Raw genomic sequence first — 16,948 nt, 5'->3', positions numbered from 1 at the left:
GATGGATGGAGTCGAGGTCAACGCGCTGCGGGGTGTATCGTTTTCCATACATCAAGGCGAGTTTGTCGCCATAATGGGGCCATCTGGATCCGGCAAATCAACATTGATGAACATCCTGGGGTGTCTTGATGTGCCGACCAGCGGCAGCTACCAGCTTGATGGGCAGGAGGTTTCGTGCCTCAATGAAAACCAGTTAGCAGTCATAAGGACCCATAAGATAGGGTTTGTCTTTCAAACATTCAACTTGTTGCCCAGGCTGACGGCTCTGCAGAATGTTGAGCTACCTCTTGTTTATTCAGGGGTGCCCCGCGCCAGGCGCAGGATGATTGCCACTACGGCCCTTAAGAGGGTGGGTCTGGAAGGGAGGATGCACCACCGGCCAAACCAGCTTTCTGGAGGGCAAGCTCAGAGGGTGGCTATTGCCAGGGCCCTGGTCAATGAACCGTCAATAATTCTTGCTGACGAGCCTACGGGCAACCTTGATACAAGCTCGGGGGAGGAGATCATGCAGATATTTCAAGACCTCAACCGGCAGGGAAAAACCATCATATTGGTCACCCATGAGCGAGACATAGCCCTCCATGCGCGAAGAATACTTCACTTTAGAGATGGTCTTCTATTATCGAACGAATACGTAGAATCACCCCTTGATGCGGCCAGGTATTTGCTCGAACATAAGAAAAATGAAAATACCGGACAAGGCGTCATAGATTCTGAAGCGGCGTCGAGGGGTGCAGGCAAGGAGATGGCAGTGCTGTGAACCTTGCGGAAAGTTTCATGACCGCCATATCAAGCTTAAATAGCAATAAACTCCGATCCTTTCTTACGATGCTTGGAGTGATCATCGGCGTGGCGTCAGTCGTAGCCATGGTATCAGTCGGGGAAGGCGCCCGCACTCAGGTGACATCACAAATCGGTAACCTTGGATCGAACCTTGTGACCGTCACGCCGGGCCGTATGAGGGCCCTCCCAGGTATGGCTTTTGGCGCCCGCGGCGGTTTCAATATCCTGACTTATTCGCATTTTCTGGAGCTGAAGCAGGAGACGCTGTTCGGCGCCACAGCCATTCTGGCGGAATCTTCAACTAGAAAAGTCATAAGGTACGGCAAAAACAGCACTACAACTATGGTGATCGGGACGACCCCCGAATACTGCGATGCCCATAATTTCCATGTTCAGCTCGGCCGATTCTTTTCTCAATATGACCTGGATCAGGTGACAAGCGTTGCTGTCCTGGGGAGCACAGCTGCCGAGGATCTCTTTGGGGCGGTTGGGGCGGCACTCAACAATATCATCCGCATAGGAAACGTGAATTTCAGGGTCATTGGAGTGATGGAAAGCAAGACTATGGGAGGTAGGGACCTCGGAGATCAGGTCTTTGTGCCAATCACAACCGCCCAGACGCGGCTTATTGGAAACCGCTACTTGCAGAGTATCACTGTTCAGGCTTCATCGAACAGGAACACCAATATCGTGTACGATCAGCTCTATAGATTTTTCCTTCGTAAGTTGAAAGACCCAGAGAAATTTACGATCACAAATCAACAGGATATTCTCAATACCATTGAGAGTGTAACCGGCACATTCACTTTGCTCTTGGGAGCCATAACTGGCATTTCGCTGCTTGTCGGCGGCATAGGCATAATGAACATAATGCTTGTTTCCGTGGCCGAACGAACACGGGAGATAGGCCTCCGAAAAGCCGTCGGAGCCAGACCCAGGGATATTCTCATCCAGTTTATGATCGAATCCTCGACGCTGAGCGGGGTAGGGGGGATTGTCGGGATTCTTGCCGGGGCGGGACTAGCCAGGCTGATCGCGCGGTTCTCTAGTTGGACGACGACAGTATCTCTATCCTCTATAGCCATAGCATTGGGCGTTTCTATAGGGGTAGGGCTATTCTTCGGCATCTACCCAGCTCGGCGCGCAAGTCATCTTAGCCCAATAACAGCATTGCGTTATGAATAACTAGTGACCTATAACCGGAGGTGTTAAGATAATGTCAAAATCATGGTTTCGCGTGCCACGTAACTTCAAGTTGATCTATGCTCTTTTTCTAGTATCAATAAGCCTTAGCATATTCATGACCCCTTGTCTCGCCCAAGACAAGCCGCAAAATCCTAGACAACAGGAGAAGACTTTAACCTTGCAGGATGCCGTGAATCTCGCTCTCCAACAGGCTGGCAGCATGAAGTCCGCCTCCCTTGAACTCAAAGACGCAGAGATATCTTACAAGCAATCCATGGCCGACCAGCTCCTGAAGCCTTCAGTCCTCACTTCTTTGTCGATAGAGAATGCATGGCTTGTCGCTCAAAGAAATTTTGAAATCGCGAAAGCAGATATAGCCATGCAGGTGGAACAGTCATATTATGACGTGCTAAAGGCCGAACGGGCGCTGACCCTTGCCCAAGAGAATCTGGATCGGGCAAAAGACCAGCTCAAGACTGCGCAGAGCAAGCTCAAGTTGGGCATGGTGGCTCAGATCGATGTGATCTCGGCAGAGACCGAGGTTGCCAGCGCAGAGGCTGATCTAAGTAAGGCTCAAGCGAATCTTGCGCTTGCCAAAATGAAATTCAACAATGGCTTAGGACTTGCACTTGATATTCCGATAAAGCTCACAAGTCAATTTTCATACAAACCTATGCCAATAGCTCTAGATAAGGCCATCCAATATGGACTCTCTCATAGACTTGAGATCAAGAGGGCCGAAGATGCGATAACTCAAAGGCAGAAGGAAATTGAGGTATACAATAACGATTTCACTCCGCCTCTTGTCCTCGAGAAGTCCAGAATCGGTCTGGAATCTGCGCAGGTGGATCTAGAGAATGTGAAGGCGAATATTATCCTCGAGATTAGACAAAACTTCGAAAGTCTCAAGGATGCTGAAAGGCAGGTTCCACTGCAAGAGAAGTCCCTGGAGAAAGCTAGGGAGAGCCTTCGTATTGCCAAGGCGCGCTATGATGCTGGCGTTATAACAGCGATGGATCTTGCAGACGCCCAGAGAGGGGTCTACCAGGCAGAAACAGCCTATCTCCAGGCGATGTTTGATTACAACGTAGCCGTAGCGAAATTTTACAAATCCCTTGGCATGTCCCTGGAGGAAAGAGCAGAAGCAGCCAATCTCCTGGGCGCTTGATCCGAAAGAAGGGCATGACACAGGATTGGAGAGCGGCGTTCCTGGAGGTTCTGGAGATCATTTGCGATTATAGCGTCCCGCATGATGATTTAGCCAAAGAACTCGAGCAAACGGGCAGCTGCCGGTTGTTCGCCGGCAGCCTAGATGGAGTAGGTACATGAGATTCAGGATTGTTGCCGTACCGTCGGCCTCAGCATATCAAGGGCGCCCAGGACAACATGGGCAAGCCCGAAACCCAGCACTCCGGCTCCGAATTCGCTGGGTCTCATAGCTTGACCGATAGCTGAAACAACGGCCCCAAGGCCGATGGTAATCCAACTTGTGGTTTTAGCATTCATATGGTACACCCCTCTACTATAGTGTCCACGAATCGGCGTGATGATGAGAGGAAACAAAACGTTATGATTGCTTATCAAAAGAAAATATGGAGATTTTTGAAAGATTTCAAAAATCCAGGTGAGGTCCTGACCGCCCGTCAGCTCGCCGGGCTGACAGGTATAAGCGAGCGCGAGGTGCGGGCCACCATCGCGAAACTAAGGCGCCAAGGTTATCCGATCGCATCGCATCCGCCATATGGTTTCTTCATACCCAGGAGTGCCAATGACGCCGGGGAGTGCCAGGCTTACCTGAGTTCCCGGCTGAAGGACATCAGTGTTACAGAAAGCGTGCTGGGTCAGGCCTTCGGAAGGCGCACGCTGATATCCGGGAAACAGATGGCACTCTCTCTGTTTCCTGAACCGGGGGTTCAAAATATGCTGATTGAGGCCAGGAACCTGTCGCGTCCGGAGGTTGCTGCAGTGTTACAGCATATCAAGGGCTGAGCAAGTGTTATCACCCATGAGCAATGGTAAATGTGAAGATTTCGAGATGGCCTGGAAAGAGGAATCGATGCTGGATTTTCAACTACCGCAGGCACGTCACCTTCAATCGGAAATGCCGCATATATCAATGTCATTTTACGCCGGTATCGACAATGGGCACGCCAAAGACCGGCAGGGGCAGGGCGATTGCCATATCACCAGCACTAGCGAGGCTCCTGGCACGCCATAAGGCTGAACAGAATCAGCAGCGCCTCAAGCTAGGTGTAGTGTACCGTAACCTTGGATTCGTGTTTGCTAAGGAGACGGGGGAACCCCTCCAGATGAACAACTTTGGGCAGAGGGAGTTCGCCCAGCTAATAGAGGCTTCTGGAGTCAAGAAGATCCGCTTCCATAACCTGCGTCATACATGCGCCACGCTCTTACTTGCCCGCGGGATGCACCCGAAAATCGTACAGGAAAGATTGGGCCATTCCAACATCAGCATGACGCTTGATCGGTATTCGCATGTGACGCCTACCATGCAAAGAGAAGCCGCCCAAGTCATGGGCGACATCCTCAATATACACTGATTAGCAAATGATTAGCAGGTGCCCTCTTGGAATCCTTCAAACCCGCACCAAATAAGCCTTTGTACATATTTGGTGCCGAAGGGGGGAATCGAACCCCCATGGAGGGTCACTCCGCGCGATTTTGAGTCGCGTGCGTCTGCCAGTTCCGCCACTTCGGCACATTCTTATTCTGTCGGACACTCATATTTTAACTGAAACTTCGTTTTCTGTAAACCCCCCGAATTGCCCCGATCGTACAACGCCGGTCTGATCTAGTTCAGGTAATAACGATGGGAGGTGCTCGTTGTGGCCATTTTGAGTGCTTTCGTTTCAGTGGCGATGCATGAGGCTCGGTATAGGTTTCCGGAAGATGGGAGTATCTATGGCGAGATCCCATCCTGTGCCGGGGTATGGGCCAATGAAGGCTCTCTCGAAAAGAAGTCGCCAAGACGTACTTGCTGAATAGAGGCGAGGTTAAGGAAATCAAGCCGCTGGCCTTCCGTCACCCCAAAGACGACTGCATTTCTCACAAAGATCGCGAATATGATTACGGTTACAGCTATAACTGCCCGATCCCTCTTTCCGATGTAGGAAGTAGATTCTCCAGATGGGTAAGGCCGGGCGTCACGAAGGATAATATGATAAGTAGGATGATGATTATCACAAGCGATGGGAGGAGAATCTCCGATAATCTCGCCATAGGTTCAACGCCTTGAAGGGCGAGATATGACAAAAGAGATTATCCATTTGTATGGCGTTGAAGCCAATGTTGTGCAATAATAAATTAACAAGCTCGAATCCAAATCATGCGTCGTATTGCGATGCGTCCGGCGGTCGGGGGCGAGTATGGTTATCGGGCTTTGGGCTTGATTACTCCATGTAATGAGATCCCAATTCTTGAACTATGGGAGGGAGACAAGGTGGAAAGAAGAATTTTCGGCAGGACGGGTGAGAGTGTTTCCATTATTGGCTTTGGCGGCATAGTAGTCATGAATCTCGAGCAGAATGAGGCGAACAATATTGTAGCTGAGGCCATTGATCGTGGCATCAACTACTTTGATGTTGCTCCATCCTATGGAGATGCTGAGGACCGGCTAGGGCCCGCGATAGAGCATAAGAGGGATCAGATATTCCTTGCCTGCAAGACGGGCGAGAGAACGAAGAAGGGGGCGGAAGCCCAGCTTCATGAATCTCTGCGGAAACTCAAGACAGACCATTTTGATCTTTATCAGCTTCACGGAATGACCACCGAACAGGATTTTGAAACCGCCATGGGCCCGGGCGGTGCGATTGAGGCGTTCATCGAGGCGCGAGAGAAAGGCCTGGTGAGATTCCTGGGGTTTTCAGCGCATTCAGCTGAGATCGCGCTGAAACTGATTGATGCGTTCGACTTTGATTCAGTTCTCTTTCCAATAAATTGGGTGAACTATTTCAACGCCAACTTCGGGCCTCAGGTATTGGAACGCGCTCAGGCCAAGAATATGGGGCGGCCCGCCATCAAAGCTTTAGCGAAAACGCTCATACCTGAGGGACACCCGCGTGTTCGCGAAAAATGCTGGTATGAGCCCGTTACTGATCCGGCTCTTGCGGCGTTAGCTTTGCGGTTTACCCTATCCCAGCCTGTGACCCTGGCTATTCCCCCCGGAGATATGGGCCTATTCAGGCTTGCCCTTGATGTAGGGGAGAAATTCAAACCACTTAGTGAGGTGGAAGTTGAATTTCTGAGGGAAAAGGCGAAGGGACTCAAGCCGATTTTCCGGCTATCGGCATAGGATGGCATATGGGTCAAATTGCCGGCGTTACATAGCATATGGCTCCGATTACCGGGCATGGCATATAGCTCCGGTTACCGGCATAGAATGGCGCGTGAGTCTGGCTATTAGAGTAGGGATGACGTGGGGCGCTAGTTTTCGGGGTAGCCCTCCATGCCGCCGGGGCGGTACCAACGAAAAATGAAAATGGCGCTCAGCTATTTTCGAAGTAGCCCTCTATGCCGCTGCAGCGATACCATCAGAAGGATGAAAATTCCTGGGCTGCCATCCCGGTATTTTCGGGTTAGAAGGGCGCGCCCGGCTATCGGTAGGTAATGTATGCCTCCGGTGCGGGGTCTATTAGGAGAGAGATGTTCAGGTGGATCGAGATCTAGCTTTTGCCGGTCTGACAGCGCTATATTCGGAAAACAAGAGGGGTTTCTATGAGGAGCTCATTAAGGTCGCAAGAGCCCTCATAGATGGGGAAACAAGCTGGCTAGCCAATATGGCCAATCTATCGGCACTTCTTTATGCAGTTCTTCCCAGGATAAACTGGACCGGGTTTTACCTTGCGGTTAGCACTGAGGATCAAGGTAAATATGGTAGGATTAAATCGGACGAATGCAGGGGGATAGAGCTGGTATTGGGACCGTTTCAGGGTAGGCCTGCCTGCACTAGAATTCCACTGGGGAAAGGAGTCTGCGGAGCTGCGGCTAGAGATCGGAAGGTCTATATCGTCCCCGATGTTCACAAATTCCCGGGGCACATCGCATGCGATCCACGGTCCCGTTCTGAAATTGTGATTCCTATCATCTCAGAAGGGAAGCTAGTAGGAGTTCTGGATATAGACAGCCCATATCAAGATAGGTTCGATGAGACAGATGGCGAAGGGTTGAGTCGGTTTACGGCCATTATCCAATATCCTTTGCTGGGCGTTTTCTCGCCGTCACCAGACAGCTCAACATAATATCGAGACTGCGGGCTCTGATCAAGCTTCAAGTATGCCAAATAATATCGCCGCCTGTCGCCGATGCCGGTTTGGCTGGGGAATTATATTGGAAGGGGGGTTTAGAATTGCCCCCCCTTTTTGAATATTCGTTAGAGCTGATTTACAGATCTGATCTACGCAGTATCAATGCAGGATATATAAGGATCTACGGATTTTGCTATTGCGCATTCCCTGTGGCATAGGCTCCGCAGGGTCCGAGGCCCATTCCTGTGCCCCTCATTCCGCCGCCCATCATGCCGCGACCGACTCCTCTGCCACCCCTGCCGCGGAATCCAGGCCCATACTGCTGGGCGTTAGCCTGCGCCTCGTCCAGCTTCTTCTGCTGCTCAGGCGTCAGGACGTTTCTCACTGCCGCTGCCTGTGATTGCGCTTCCTCAGCCAGCTTTACTTTTAGCGAGGTGACCTCTGCAGTCTTGTTAGCGATCGCTTGCTGATCTAGAGGCTGTTTTGCCCACAACTGGCGAAGCTCGAGCATCTTCCGCTGAAGCTCAAACCTGAGAGCCTGGGTCCTGTTGATGAAATCCTGGCGGAGCTGGAGGAGCTTTTGCTGTTGCTCGTCAGAAAGCCCCAGATACGAAGCCATCCTGCAGATTCCGGCGCTAATTCCGGCTCCGAGCTGGCCGCCGATTCCGGCGCCAAAGCCGCCTCGCCCGCCATAACCCGGCCCTCCCGCCGCTGCTGCGATGCCGACTGTTCCGGCAATAAGTACCAGAGCTAGCCCAATACCTATGAGTCTCTTCATTGATACCTGACTCCTTTCTTGAAATGCTTTGCGCGTTCACTTGGCCACACCAATCAGCCATAGTGTGTCTCGCGCCAATTTCATTGTATCAGGAGATTATGAAGAAAGCTTGAAGAAAAGAAGAAAGAAGGATGAATCTTACAGGGAGTTTAAAGGAAAGATGTAAGATGAAGCCTTTATCTATGCGCCTTGCAGGCGGGCGGCCCGGGACCGCTTGATTAGCGTCAGATGAGGCATTCTGCATCGGATTAGCGAGCATTGGCGTACCCTTGGGGTCTCCGGCGGATTTGAGAGGTCCCCGGTGCCTTCCATGAGTTTTGATATCGTGGATGTCCAACGGAAAACTGCCCTGGGAATAGACGGCTACCATTTTCATCCCTCGTTGGCGCCGCCCCGGCGTCATGGACGACTAGCCAAAAGACAGCGGCGCCCGCCTTGGGGGGTTTCACCTTTCCGATGGCGCTACCGCGGTGGTACGGGGGTCTATCCAAAAGTATGGGCTGGCGAAAATCCCATCACTTTCTGGACAGACATGGCTAATTCCTCGCCACCTCAAATCGGGGGTGACGTGTTTTTAGGCAGGTCCTGTGTGAAGATGGCGAGAATTCCGGCAATCTCCTCTCAGAAATGGCGAAATGGTCGTCAGGTCAAGTCGATTTTGGGAGATCCTGGGTCTGCGTTATCTACAGGTGGCTGAAATTTCGTCAGGTTTCGTTGAGAAGTGGCGGCAATGCCGCCAGTCTTCGTTCCCGGATGGCGAAATCTTCGCCACCTCATGTCCAAATTGGAAAATTCAAGGATATAATTATCCAGTATAATACACTTTATGGTATATATTGGGTCAAGGTGACGATATTTCGATCAGGCTGAAGGCAAAGCTGGCGATATTCTGGCCAGGCTGAAGGCAAAGCTGGCGATATTCTGGCCAGGATGAGGGCAGGGCCGGCGATGGTTTCGCCATTCGCCAGTCTGCGTTCAGCGGTGACGCCATATTCGTCACCTATCTTAATGTCTCAAAACTAGCTCTTTCGATCTCGCCTTTGCTCTGTCTCTCAATAAATCAGACCGGCGTCGTCGGCGCTGTGGATATGTGGTCAACGCGAAGTGTTGTCCAATCAGCTGGGGACCCTGTGGATAACCCCAAGGCATTATCCATAAGTCCACAGCTGCGCCATATCCATAGCCTTCCTTATTCCCTCAAATTCAAGGCCTCCTATGACAGCCTTGTCTCACCAGGTCACTGGCATGGCGCGAGCAAATACGTTACCAATAAATTCATCTTCAAGGTAACAAAGAGCTTATACACCCTTCTCCTCATGCGTGCTTGTCAGAATCTTTCTGGTGCGATACTATCAAATTAGATGTTGGCATAGGCTGTGCCAATTTAGGTATAGAGATCGATGCGTGCATAGCAGCGGCGGTGAGCATTCAATTCCTCCTGTAAATGGGGTGCGGTCAGAATAGTGAATACGATCGATGTAGGAACCCCGCGAGAGGCGGGAATTCCGCAGATTTTGCTGGTTGATGATGATGAAAATGTGCTGGAGCTCCTCAGACTCTATCTGGAAAAGGAGGGGCTTTCCACCACGAGTGCTAAGAATGGCCAAGAGGCTATTCAGAAAGCGCGAGATCAGGTTCCGGTGCTTGTCATACTCGATGTGATGTTGCCGGATCTTGATGGGTGGCAGGTATTGAAGCGTCTCAGGGAAGATGAACCTGGGCTTCCGATAATCATGCTCACGGCAAAGTCCGAGGATCATGACAAGATCCTGGGGCTCGAATTGGGCGCTGATGATTATGTGGCCAAGCCTTTCAACCCAATTGAACTTGTCGCGAGGGTCAAGGCTGTTTTGAGGCGAGCGCGCCAGTCTGACTGGCCTTCCGCGCAGACCCGCCCCGATGATAAGGTCATCAATTACCCATCCCTTTCTGTGAGTCTTTCTGAATACGAAGTGAGGGTTGAAGGCGAGGTAGTTCCTTTCACCAGAAAAGAGATCGAGTTGTTATGGGTTCTTGCCGGCAATCCTGGGAAAGCTTTTACCAGAGAACAGCTGATCCAGCATGTGTGGGGCCAAGATTTTTATGGGGATGACCGCACCGTGGATGTTCATATAAAGAGGATCAGGGAAAAGCTGGCGCCGAAACCGGGTGAGCAGCGCCCCTGGCGGATAAAGACTGTCTGGGGTGTGGGATATAAGTTTGAGTTGTTGGAGTAGACCTGGCGAGGAGGCGCATATCGGATGGCCATTGGTCCGCGGGGGCGAGCCGATTATCCGGGGGTCCCCTGCGATACTACCCTGAACATGCGCGCCGCGGTTTTCATTACTCTGATGGTGCCGCAGCAGCAGCATGGGCGTCGACCCAGAAGATAGCGGTGGCCACTTCGGGGAATTTTCATCCCCATGATGGTGCTGCCATGGCGGCATGAGGGACCACCCCGAGAGCGAGCAAATCACCCGGGGGCCTTCTGTCACATATGAGGTGAGCTAATTGCCTAAGAGTTTTTTCGCAAGGCTTCTTATCACATATATCGTAGTCATCGTCGTTGCATTGAGTATTCCCGCTATAACCCTTTCTCGCCTTATTCAAGGCTATTTCATCACTTCTAAGGAACGTGAGCTCGTAACTAAGGGACAGGAGATTGCCAATATCGCAAGCGATTTCCTTGAGGGCAGGGAAAGTGAAGCCACCACACTGCGGATACTGGATGCCCTTGATACCTTTGTGAATGCGCGGGCCTGGATTGTGGATAGGACCGGATTAGTTGTGGCCACATCTCGCCCTGGCAGGGGGAGATTTCGCGGGATGAGGCTGAGTTCCGATGAGGTGGAACGCATCTTGGCCGGCGAGACTGTCGTGCGGCGCGCTCAGCTGCCGCTCCCCGAGGAGGGCCGCATGGGCCCGTATGGTCGTGGCCCCGGCCCCAGTCCTGGACCACATCGCATGGGGCCTCCTGTTCCCGGCCCGGGCCGCATGGGCCCACCAGACGGGGTGGCGCCGTCCCCGTCCCCGCCAATCACGCGTCAAGTGATTTCAGTGGGCATTCCAATCAAACGCGATGGTGAAGTGGTGGGCGCCCTGATCCTTCATTCACCGGTTACCGGCATAATCGCCACCTCGAACCAACTCATGCGATTTATTGCCTATGCGGGCCTGCTGGCTCTAATCGTCGCCCTGGGGTTGGGCTATTCCATCTCCCGCCATGTCTCCCGGCCTATTCGCCAGATGAGTAAAATCGCGGTGCGAATGGCTCGAGGCGATTTCGCGAGCCGGGAGGAATTACCCTATATAGGAAATCCATCAAATCCTGTGGGCGACGAAATTCGCGAGCTCGCCCATTCATTCAATCACATGGCGGAGGAACTCGGCCGCATCGAAGAAAATCGTCGTGAATTCATCGCAAATGTCTCACATGAATTAAGGGCGCCGCTCACTGCCATACGCGGCTTTGCTCAGGCGCTCACCGATGGTACGGTTCAAAGCGACGAACAGCGGCAGAAATATCTTAGACTCATTCGGGATGAATCGATCCGTACAGACCGGCTCCTCGAGGATTTGCTTGACCTATCGCGTATCGAGGCGGGAAAGGCAAAGATGGAATTCAGCCCGCTCAATATTAAAGAAGTGGTTGAAAGTGTTCTGGAAAAGCTGGCGCTCAAGGTCTCTGAATCTGGCATCTCCATGGTCGATGATGTGCCCCCGGATCTGCCTCCCGTGATGGCTGACGGCGACAGGATAGAGCAGGTTCTGTCTAACTTGATCAATAACGCGATTCACGCTACTCCACGGGGTGGAAGCATAACATTGTCAGCAAGAATTGCTGAGGGGAGTGAATCAGCGCGCGGATTCGTCCGCGTGAGCGTAACGGACACTGGTCGGGGAATTCCACGCGAGGACCTTCCATATATCTGGGACAGGTTTTACAAGGTGAATAAAGCCAGGAGCCGCGAAGAGGGAGTCGGGACTGGTATTGGCCTTTCTATCGTGAAAAGGATCATCGAATCTCATGGAGGTGAGGTTGGCGCCTCAAGCGAAGCAGGGCATGGGACGGAATTTTGGTTTACGTTGAGAATGGCATAGGCAGTCCTGGGGGTATGCTATAATGATCAGGAGGTGATAGCTGCTTGCTTGAGGTCCATGTGCATCCATATGATTTGATAAAGATCCGCCTGGATGTCACATTGTTAGCGCGCGATATGCTGCATGTGGACAAGGATGTCAAGGAGATCCTTCCACATAAGCGGGATGTGGAATTTCTTACTTTGGGCGGTCTAACCCATAACATATCCATTACCGCTGAATTCCACCGCAGGCATAGTGTTATCTTCGCGCCCGGCCTATGGGAGTTCTTTGTCGAGATTATGGGGGACAACCTCAAAGATGAAAATCCATATCTATATATTGGAAAAACAAATAATGTTAAGAGAGTCTATATGTTCGTTACTGCCGCTGAGATCGCTGATATTGAAGGAATAGATATTAGTCTTGTTGACGCGTTTCTGATAAAGCAGCAAATAGCGGCGGGACGCATGAGCATTGCAAAGTTACTTGAGAGCAGGGCAAGGAAAGGGGTCCGAGGGAATATCGCTAGTGACAAAGGTCTTTCCGGACCCAGGGCTACTGGCGCTGGCAAAAGCTCTGACCCCAACAAAAGAATTGACTATAGTAAGCAGCGCGCTGAAGTCGATGCCACTGGCGGGTCTCACCAGCGGAAGGGTATTGCCGGTGAGTCCGATGACCGGAAAGCTGCCGGTGGTGGTGAATCCGGCCGCGAGAAGGCTATCAGTGTCGAATCTGATCGCCAGAAGGTCATCGATTTCGAAAAAATGGCCCGAGATATTATCAAGGCCCAGCTTTTCTCCGTGCCGGGGGATATCATAATCCCTGTGGACCAGGAGTCTATAGAAGGGATGCTCAAGAGGCTCCAGGCGGGGCAATTCGACAGCCGCGAAAGCGCGGAAGTCCACAGAAAGGCCCTTGTTCTTTCTACGAGTCCGGGTTTTGACAGGCTGATATCGCTCGATGTTGTTCGAAATATCCTGCCATTCACATATCAGGTCGGCGCAGTGAAAGAAGTGCTCCGGAGAATGCGCGGTCGCGCTATCCTCGCTGATGAGGTGGGACTTGGCAAGACAATTGAAGCCGGCCTCGTGATGATGGAATATATTCTCAGGGGACTCGCCAAGCGAGTATTGATTTTATGCCCGCCGCCACTCATGTCTCAGTGGATGGATGAAATGCGGTCCAAATTCAACATAGATTTTGTCACATCCGATGATCCATCTTTTCTTGCGCGCAAGAATCCCTGGCTCGAGGTGGACAGGATCATCGCGTCTATCGACACTGCGAAGCGCGAACCACATAGCAGACTGGTTCAATCTGCACCATTCGATCTTGTGATCGTCGATGAGGCGCACCGGTGCCGCAACAAGAATACCCTCAACTGGAAGCTCGTAAATGGACTCAAAAAGAAATACATTCTCCTTCTCACCGCGACTCCAGTGCAGAATGATCTTCATGAACTTTTCAACCTCATAACCCTTCTCCGCCCAGGCCAGCTTGAGACGGCATCTGATTTCTCCCGGAGGTTCATCACCAGGGGGGACAAGCTCAAGCCGAGGAATGTCTCAGAATTGCGTGGGCTAATGAAGGAGGTTATGGTGCGGAACCGCCGCGAAACATGCGGCATTCAGCTTCCCAGGAGAAGGGCGGAAACCGTGCGAGTCGCGCTCAGTCCACAAGAGGCGGAATTCTATTCAAAGGTGAGTGAATTCGTCAGGGCACAATATGGCGCAGGGCTTGATGGGCGGGCTAATGGGAAAGCGGTTAACAGGTTCACCTTGAAAACACTCCAGAAAGAAGCTGGCTCTAGCGCCTTCGCCGCGGTGCCGACCCTCCGCAAGATGCTTGATTCGGGGAATTTCAACGGCGCCAGGAAAGATCTAAGGTTTCTTATCGATATAGGGGAGGCTATTGAAGACTCGGCGAAGGCCCAGGCTCTCCTGAAACTCCTTCAGAATACCGGAGAAAAGGTCCTGGTCTTTACTGGCTATACTGCTACACTGGAATTCCTCGCTCAATTTCTGAAAAAGTCGGGGATACAGTTTGCAACTTTTTCAGGGGAAATGCCGCGCCTAGATAAGGAACGAGCTGTCGAGGCCTTCAGAGGGGATAAGCAGGTGCTTCTTTCAACTGAGTCAGGCGGGGAAGGGCGGAACCTTCAATTCTGTCATGTCATGGCGAATTTCGACCTCCCATGGAACCCCATGAAGATAGAGCAGCGGATTGGCCGAATTCATAGAATCGGCCAGGAGAATGATGTCTTTGTTTTCAACCTGTCAGCCGCCGAGACCCTTGAGGCGCATATACTCGACATTCTTGATGCGAAGATCAACATGTTCGAGCTGGTGATAGGCGAACTGGACATGATCCTGGGCAATGTGGAGGAAGAAGAGGACTTTGAGGATACTATCATGGACCTCTGGGCGGGCGCCAAGACTGAGGAAGAACTTCGACAGGGATTCGATTCCCTTGGGGAGAAATTGGCTCAGGCTAAGGCCCGGTATGAACAGACGAAGGAATATGATGACAAGATATTTGGTTCTGAATTGAGTTCAGCGGAGCAGGAGTCGAAAGCGGAAGGGAAGGCCGTGAGCGGATAGCCGCGTTTGATTCGGGAGGGGAAAGCGCGAATGGGCCAGTCTGATTCGGGATAGGAAGGCGCAAATAGACTTGTCTGGTTTGGGAGCGGAATGTCCGAATGAATCTGTGTTTGATGCGGGAGAGGAAAACGCGAATGAACCAGTCTGACTCGAGAAAGTAAAGTGCGAATGGATCTGTCTTATTTGGGAGAGGGGATCGTAAATGGTGAGGTCCAACCTAGCGCGATCGACAGGACAAGCGGATGCCAAGACCGCCGAGAAACCGCGCGCTGAGGATAGAAGCGGAAATAGGGACAGAGGTGGAAAGAGGAATACGGAGCAGGTTGAGCATCGAGGGCGCGCGGGGAATAACGGTCGCGCGGGGAATAACGGTCGCGCGGGGAATAGAAATAATGGTCAGGCGGGAGATAGCGATCATGTGGGAAACAACAATCATGCGGAAAACAACGATCGCAGGGCGGATTCCTGTGTTGCGGAGGGCAGGCAATTTGCGACTGGTGGAGTGGAGAGTGGACGACCGCAGGACCAAGAGCGCCGTGGCGACCTCCAGAGATTTATTCTTGACCTTGTGACAATCACGGGAGGGATCGTCGAGGTCCCGAGCTATGCCCTCGTTAATGTGGCCCTGCCCGGGGATATTGCAGCCAGGTTTTCTCTTCCGGAATTCGCGACCCTCGCCTTCGACTATGATGTGGCGAAAGAGACTCCTGGGGCCGAGTTTGTGACCTTCGGCAGCCCTGCGCTTGACAAGTTCATTTCGCTCGGGAGCGAAGTCGGGCGTGTGATAAGGGAGTCTGCCATGGTTTCAGCTATCAGGGTTCCCCAAAACCTCATGGGCAGGATCGAGAGTAAGGTCGGTTTCAATCGCTGCAGACGGCCCACGCTCAAGACAACCACCATCCAGGCGTATGAAAGGGTGGTGTTCCGATTCATAGTGTCATATATCTCGGACGAGAAATTCAGCGATTCTATAGCTATTGCCATTGATGCCAGCACCCTTGCGGATGACACTGATCTCCTCGATGAATCCAGGACGGTGTTCTGGAGCGATGACCTGGACATGCTGTCTGGAAGCGCGGGGTCACGTCCTATGGCTCAAGTAGCGCACAAAGGCGGTGACGGTGGTGAGGCGCCTTATGTCCGAGACGCATCCGGGCGCGCGAGAAATCCTGTTTCTTCCGATGGCGCGACTAGCACGGCCGACAGGGCCAATGGAGCAGATAGTGCCAATAGGGCAGGCAGTGCTAATAGGGCACCTTACCCGGGAATCCCTTTGGCAGAGAGGCGCCCCTATAAAGAGGTTCTTGACGCCGCGCTGGCCCGCCTCCAGGAGATGTCCAGGGCCAGGCTGGCCACATATCAGGTAGAGGTAAGCGGCTTTTGCCAGAGAGAACTTGTGAAGGTGCTGGGATTCTATGAAAAGACTCTGGAGGATCTTAAGGCCAGGGCAGAGACGGCCGGCGATCCTGAGAAAAAGTCGCGGATAGAGGCCAAGATACAGGCAACCCAATTGGATCGACAACGGCGAATATCGGATGTCATCGGAAAGTATAAGATGACGGCTGAGGCGCGTCTTGATAGCGTGACAATCCAGGTGATGCCGAAGGTCAAGGCCATTCTCGAAGTGCAGCATAAAGATTCGGTCTATACACAGGAAGTCTTCTACAACCTGGCCACGAATTCAGTCGAACCCCTCACCTGCCCCAAATGCGGCAGGAGGTTCTTCTCCGCATATCCGACGAAAGACGGCTCTTTTGTGTGCAGGGCGGAGGAGGCGGAGTAGAGCGGATCATATGACTCATACATTGCAGAGCAAATCATACATTAGGGTAAATAATGCAATAGTGCGGATGATGCGTGATGCGGATGATGCGGAGTAGAGTGAACCAAATTAGCACGGATGGTTCTCCGGCTATCTTGAGCGCTTCCTTCGCTCCGCGATACCTAACTAGTCCTTTCATGTTATAGATGATCAAGCTCGAATCTAGAAATATGAGCTAACAGTGTGCGGTGCGCCTGGCAACCGCGTGGTGACATAGCTGGGTTATCTTTCAGTTCTGATTCGGCAATCTATATGCACAACCGCAGGATCAGTCTGATTCTCACCCTCGACGGCATTCGGTAAATTCGGTTTTGTGATCACTCCCCTAAAGTCCTTCCCCGACATACCGATAAACATAGTGGACGTAAGATTTCGAGAGATTTAGCGCTGCGATGGTTGGATGATTCCATCCCTCGCTCGCAGCAGCCAGACAACGTTCAATGTGTCTAACGCAGGG

General features: G+C 52.1%; 17 protein-coding genes and 1 tRNA gene. 14 read left to right on the top strand and 4 right to left on the bottom strand.

Annotated features, from left to right (window positions below):
• Nucleotide 1: 1 nt before the first annotated feature.
• Genes HPY52_03200 through HPY52_03185 form a run of 4 tightly spaced genes read left to right on the top strand, consistent with a single transcriptional unit; the run spans nucleotide 2 to nucleotide 3,297 of the window.
• Nucleotides 2-760 (top strand): ABC transporter ATP-binding protein, encoded by a 759-nt coding sequence (locus tag HPY52_03200; GenBank protein NPV79272.1) that lies wholly within the window; start codon nucleotides 2-4, stop codon nucleotides 758-760.
• Nucleotides 757-1,968 (top strand): FtsX-like permease family protein, encoded by a 1,212-nt coding sequence (locus tag HPY52_03195; protein ID NPV79271.1) that lies wholly within the window; start codon nucleotides 757-759, stop codon nucleotides 1,966-1,968. Before HPY52_03200 ends, HPY52_03195 begins: the two co-directional genes overlap by 4 nt.
• 31 nt (nucleotides 1,969-1,999) lie before the next feature.
• Nucleotides 2,000-3,136 carry a TolC family protein gene (locus HPY52_03190; protein ID NPV79270.1) on the top strand — a complete coding sequence of 379 codons (1,137 nt, stop codon included), beginning with the start codon at nucleotides 2,000-2,002 and terminating at the stop codon, nucleotides 3,134-3,136.
• Nucleotides 3,133-3,297, top strand: coding sequence for a hypothetical protein (locus tag HPY52_03185; GenBank protein NPV79269.1), 165 nt, complete (start codon nucleotides 3,133-3,135; stop codon nucleotides 3,295-3,297). The genes HPY52_03190 and HPY52_03185 overlap by 4 nt, the downstream gene beginning before the upstream one ends.
• 3 nt (nucleotides 3,298-3,300) lie before the next feature.
• On the opposite strand, the gene HPY52_03180 is transcribed toward HPY52_03185, so the two are convergent.
• The gene (locus HPY52_03180; GenBank protein ID NPV79268.1) at nucleotides 3,301-3,474 is read right to left on the bottom strand and encodes a hypothetical protein; all 174 of its coding nucleotides are present in this window, start codon (nucleotides 3,472-3,474) and stop codon (nucleotides 3,301-3,303) included.
• A 63-nt stretch (nucleotides 3,475-3,537) separates the two neighbouring features.
• Between HPY52_03180 and HPY52_03175 the strand changes: the two genes are divergently transcribed.
• Together HPY52_03175 and HPY52_03170 are read left to right on the top strand one after the other, a co-directional pair.
• Entirely contained in the window at nucleotides 3,538-3,957 is a 420-nt protein-coding gene (locus HPY52_03175) for an HTH domain-containing protein (protein ID NPV79267.1), read from the top strand.
• Between the two features lie 152 nt (nucleotides 3,958-4,109).
• Nucleotides 4,110-4,526, top strand: a complete 417-nt coding sequence (locus HPY52_03170) for a site-specific integrase (GenBank protein NPV79266.1) — start codon at nucleotides 4,110-4,112, stop codon at nucleotides 4,524-4,526.
• 70 nt (nucleotides 4,527-4,596) lie between these two features.
• Here HPY52_03170 and HPY52_03165 read toward each other — a convergent pair.
• Nucleotides 4,597-4,684: transfer RNA gene (locus HPY52_03165), tRNA-Leu, on the bottom strand.
• Between the two features lie 127 nt (nucleotides 4,685-4,811).
• Between HPY52_03165 and HPY52_03160 the strand changes: the two genes are divergently transcribed.
• The gene (locus HPY52_03160) at nucleotides 4,812-4,967 is read left to right on the top strand and encodes a hypothetical protein (GenBank protein NPV79265.1); all 156 of its coding nucleotides are present in this window, start codon (nucleotides 4,812-4,814) and stop codon (nucleotides 4,965-4,967) included.
• Between the two features lie 97 nt (nucleotides 4,968-5,064).
• On the opposite strand, the gene HPY52_03155 is transcribed toward HPY52_03160, so the two are convergent.
• Nucleotides 5,065-5,205: a hypothetical protein gene (locus tag HPY52_03155; protein ID NPV79264.1), complete on the bottom strand. Its 141-nt coding sequence runs from the start codon at nucleotides 5,203-5,205 to the stop codon at nucleotides 5,065-5,067.
• A gap of 220 nt (nucleotides 5,206-5,425) precedes the next feature.
• Between HPY52_03155 and HPY52_03150 the strand changes: the two genes are divergently transcribed.
• Together HPY52_03150 and HPY52_03145 are read left to right on the top strand one after the other, a co-directional pair.
• On the top strand, nucleotides 5,426-6,277 hold the full coding sequence (locus HPY52_03150) for an aldo/keto reductase (GenBank protein ID NPV79263.1): 852 nt from the start codon (nucleotides 5,426-5,428) through the stop codon (nucleotides 6,275-6,277).
• 484 nt (nucleotides 6,278-6,761) lie between these two features.
• A complete protein-coding gene (locus tag HPY52_03145) occupies nucleotides 6,762-7,223 on the top strand; it encodes a GAF domain-containing protein (protein ID NPV79262.1) in 462 nt (153 codons plus the stop codon).
• A 199-nt stretch (nucleotides 7,224-7,422) separates the two neighbouring features.
• Here the strand turns inward: HPY52_03145 and HPY52_03140 are convergent, their stop codons facing one another.
• A complete protein-coding gene (locus HPY52_03140) occupies nucleotides 7,423-8,007 on the bottom strand; it encodes a periplasmic heavy metal sensor (GenBank protein ID NPV79261.1) in 585 nt (194 codons plus the stop codon).
• 1,502 nt (nucleotides 8,008-9,509) lie between these two features.
• On the opposite strand from HPY52_03140, the gene HPY52_03135 reads away from it, so the two are divergent.
• The 5 genes from HPY52_03135 (at nucleotide 9,510) to HPY52_03115 (ending at nucleotide 16,452) form a co-directional block, all read left to right on the top strand.
• Nucleotides 9,510-10,223, top strand: coding sequence for a response regulator transcription factor (locus tag HPY52_03135; GenBank protein NPV79260.1), 714 nt, complete (start codon nucleotides 9,510-9,512; stop codon nucleotides 10,221-10,223).
• 274 nt (nucleotides 10,224-10,497) lie between these two features.
• Nucleotides 10,498-12,087, top strand: coding sequence for a HAMP domain-containing protein (locus HPY52_03130; protein ID NPV79259.1), 1,590 nt, complete (start codon nucleotides 10,498-10,500; stop codon nucleotides 12,085-12,087).
• A 746-nt stretch (nucleotides 12,088-12,833) separates the two neighbouring features.
• A complete protein-coding gene (locus HPY52_03125) occupies nucleotides 12,834-14,669 on the top strand; it encodes a DEAD/DEAH box helicase family protein (GenBank protein NPV79258.1) in 1,836 nt (611 codons plus the stop codon).
• A gap of 242 nt (nucleotides 14,670-14,911) precedes the next feature.
• Nucleotides 14,912-15,241 carry a hypothetical protein gene (locus HPY52_03120; protein ID NPV79257.1) on the top strand — a complete coding sequence of 110 codons (330 nt, stop codon included), beginning with the start codon at nucleotides 14,912-14,914 and terminating at the stop codon, nucleotides 15,239-15,241.
• Nucleotides 15,238-16,452 carry a hypothetical protein gene (locus tag HPY52_03115; protein NPV79256.1) on the top strand — a complete coding sequence of 405 codons (1,215 nt, stop codon included), beginning with the start codon at nucleotides 15,238-15,240 and terminating at the stop codon, nucleotides 16,450-16,452. The genes HPY52_03120 and HPY52_03115 overlap by 4 nt, the downstream gene beginning before the upstream one ends.
• Nucleotides 16,453-16,948 lie beyond the last annotated feature (496 nt).

Source organism: Bacillota bacterium, from assembly GCA_013178415.1.
GTDB lineage: Bacteria > Bacillota > SHA-98 > Ch115 > Ch115 > Ch115.
This window is presented reverse-complemented; position numbering and strand designations above follow the sequence as displayed.

What these genes read in the sequence shown, in the direction of transcription:
- HPY52_03180 (NPV79268.1), bottom strand. Translation starts at nt 3,474, where the DNA reads ATGAATGCTAAAACCACAAGTTGGATTACCATCGGCCTTGGGGCCGTT.
- HPY52_03190 (NPV79270.1), top strand. Translation starts at nt 2,000, where the DNA reads ATGTCAAAATCATGGTTTCGCGTGCCACGTAACTTCAAGTTGATCTAT.
- HPY52_03200 (NPV79272.1), top strand. Translation starts at nt 2, where the DNA reads ATGGATGGAGTCGAGGTCAACGCGCTGCGGGGTGTATCGTTTTCCATA.
- HPY52_03120 (NPV79257.1), top strand. Translation starts at nt 14,912, where the DNA reads ATGCCAAGACCGCCGAGAAACCGCGCGCTGAGGATAGAAGCGGAAATA.
- HPY52_03175 (NPV79267.1), top strand. Translation starts at nt 3,538, where the DNA reads ATGATTGCTTATCAAAAGAAAATATGGAGATTTTTGAAAGATTTCAAA.
- HPY52_03145 (NPV79262.1), top strand. Translation starts at nt 6,762, where the DNA reads ATGGCCAATCTATCGGCACTTCTTTATGCAGTTCTTCCCAGGATAAAC.
- HPY52_03140 (NPV79261.1), bottom strand. Translation starts at nt 8,007, where the DNA reads ATGAAGAGACTCATAGGTATTGGGCTAGCTCTGGTACTTATTGCCGGA.
- HPY52_03170 (NPV79266.1), top strand. Translation starts at nt 4,110, where the DNA reads ATGGGCACGCCAAAGACCGGCAGGGGCAGGGCGATTGCCATATCACCA.
- HPY52_03125 (NPV79258.1), top strand. Translation starts at nt 12,834, where the DNA reads ATGGCCCGAGATATTATCAAGGCCCAGCTTTTCTCCGTGCCGGGGGAT.
- HPY52_03155 (NPV79264.1), bottom strand. Translation starts at nt 5,205, where the DNA reads ATGGCGAGATTATCGGAGATTCTCCTCCCATCGCTTGTGATAATCATC.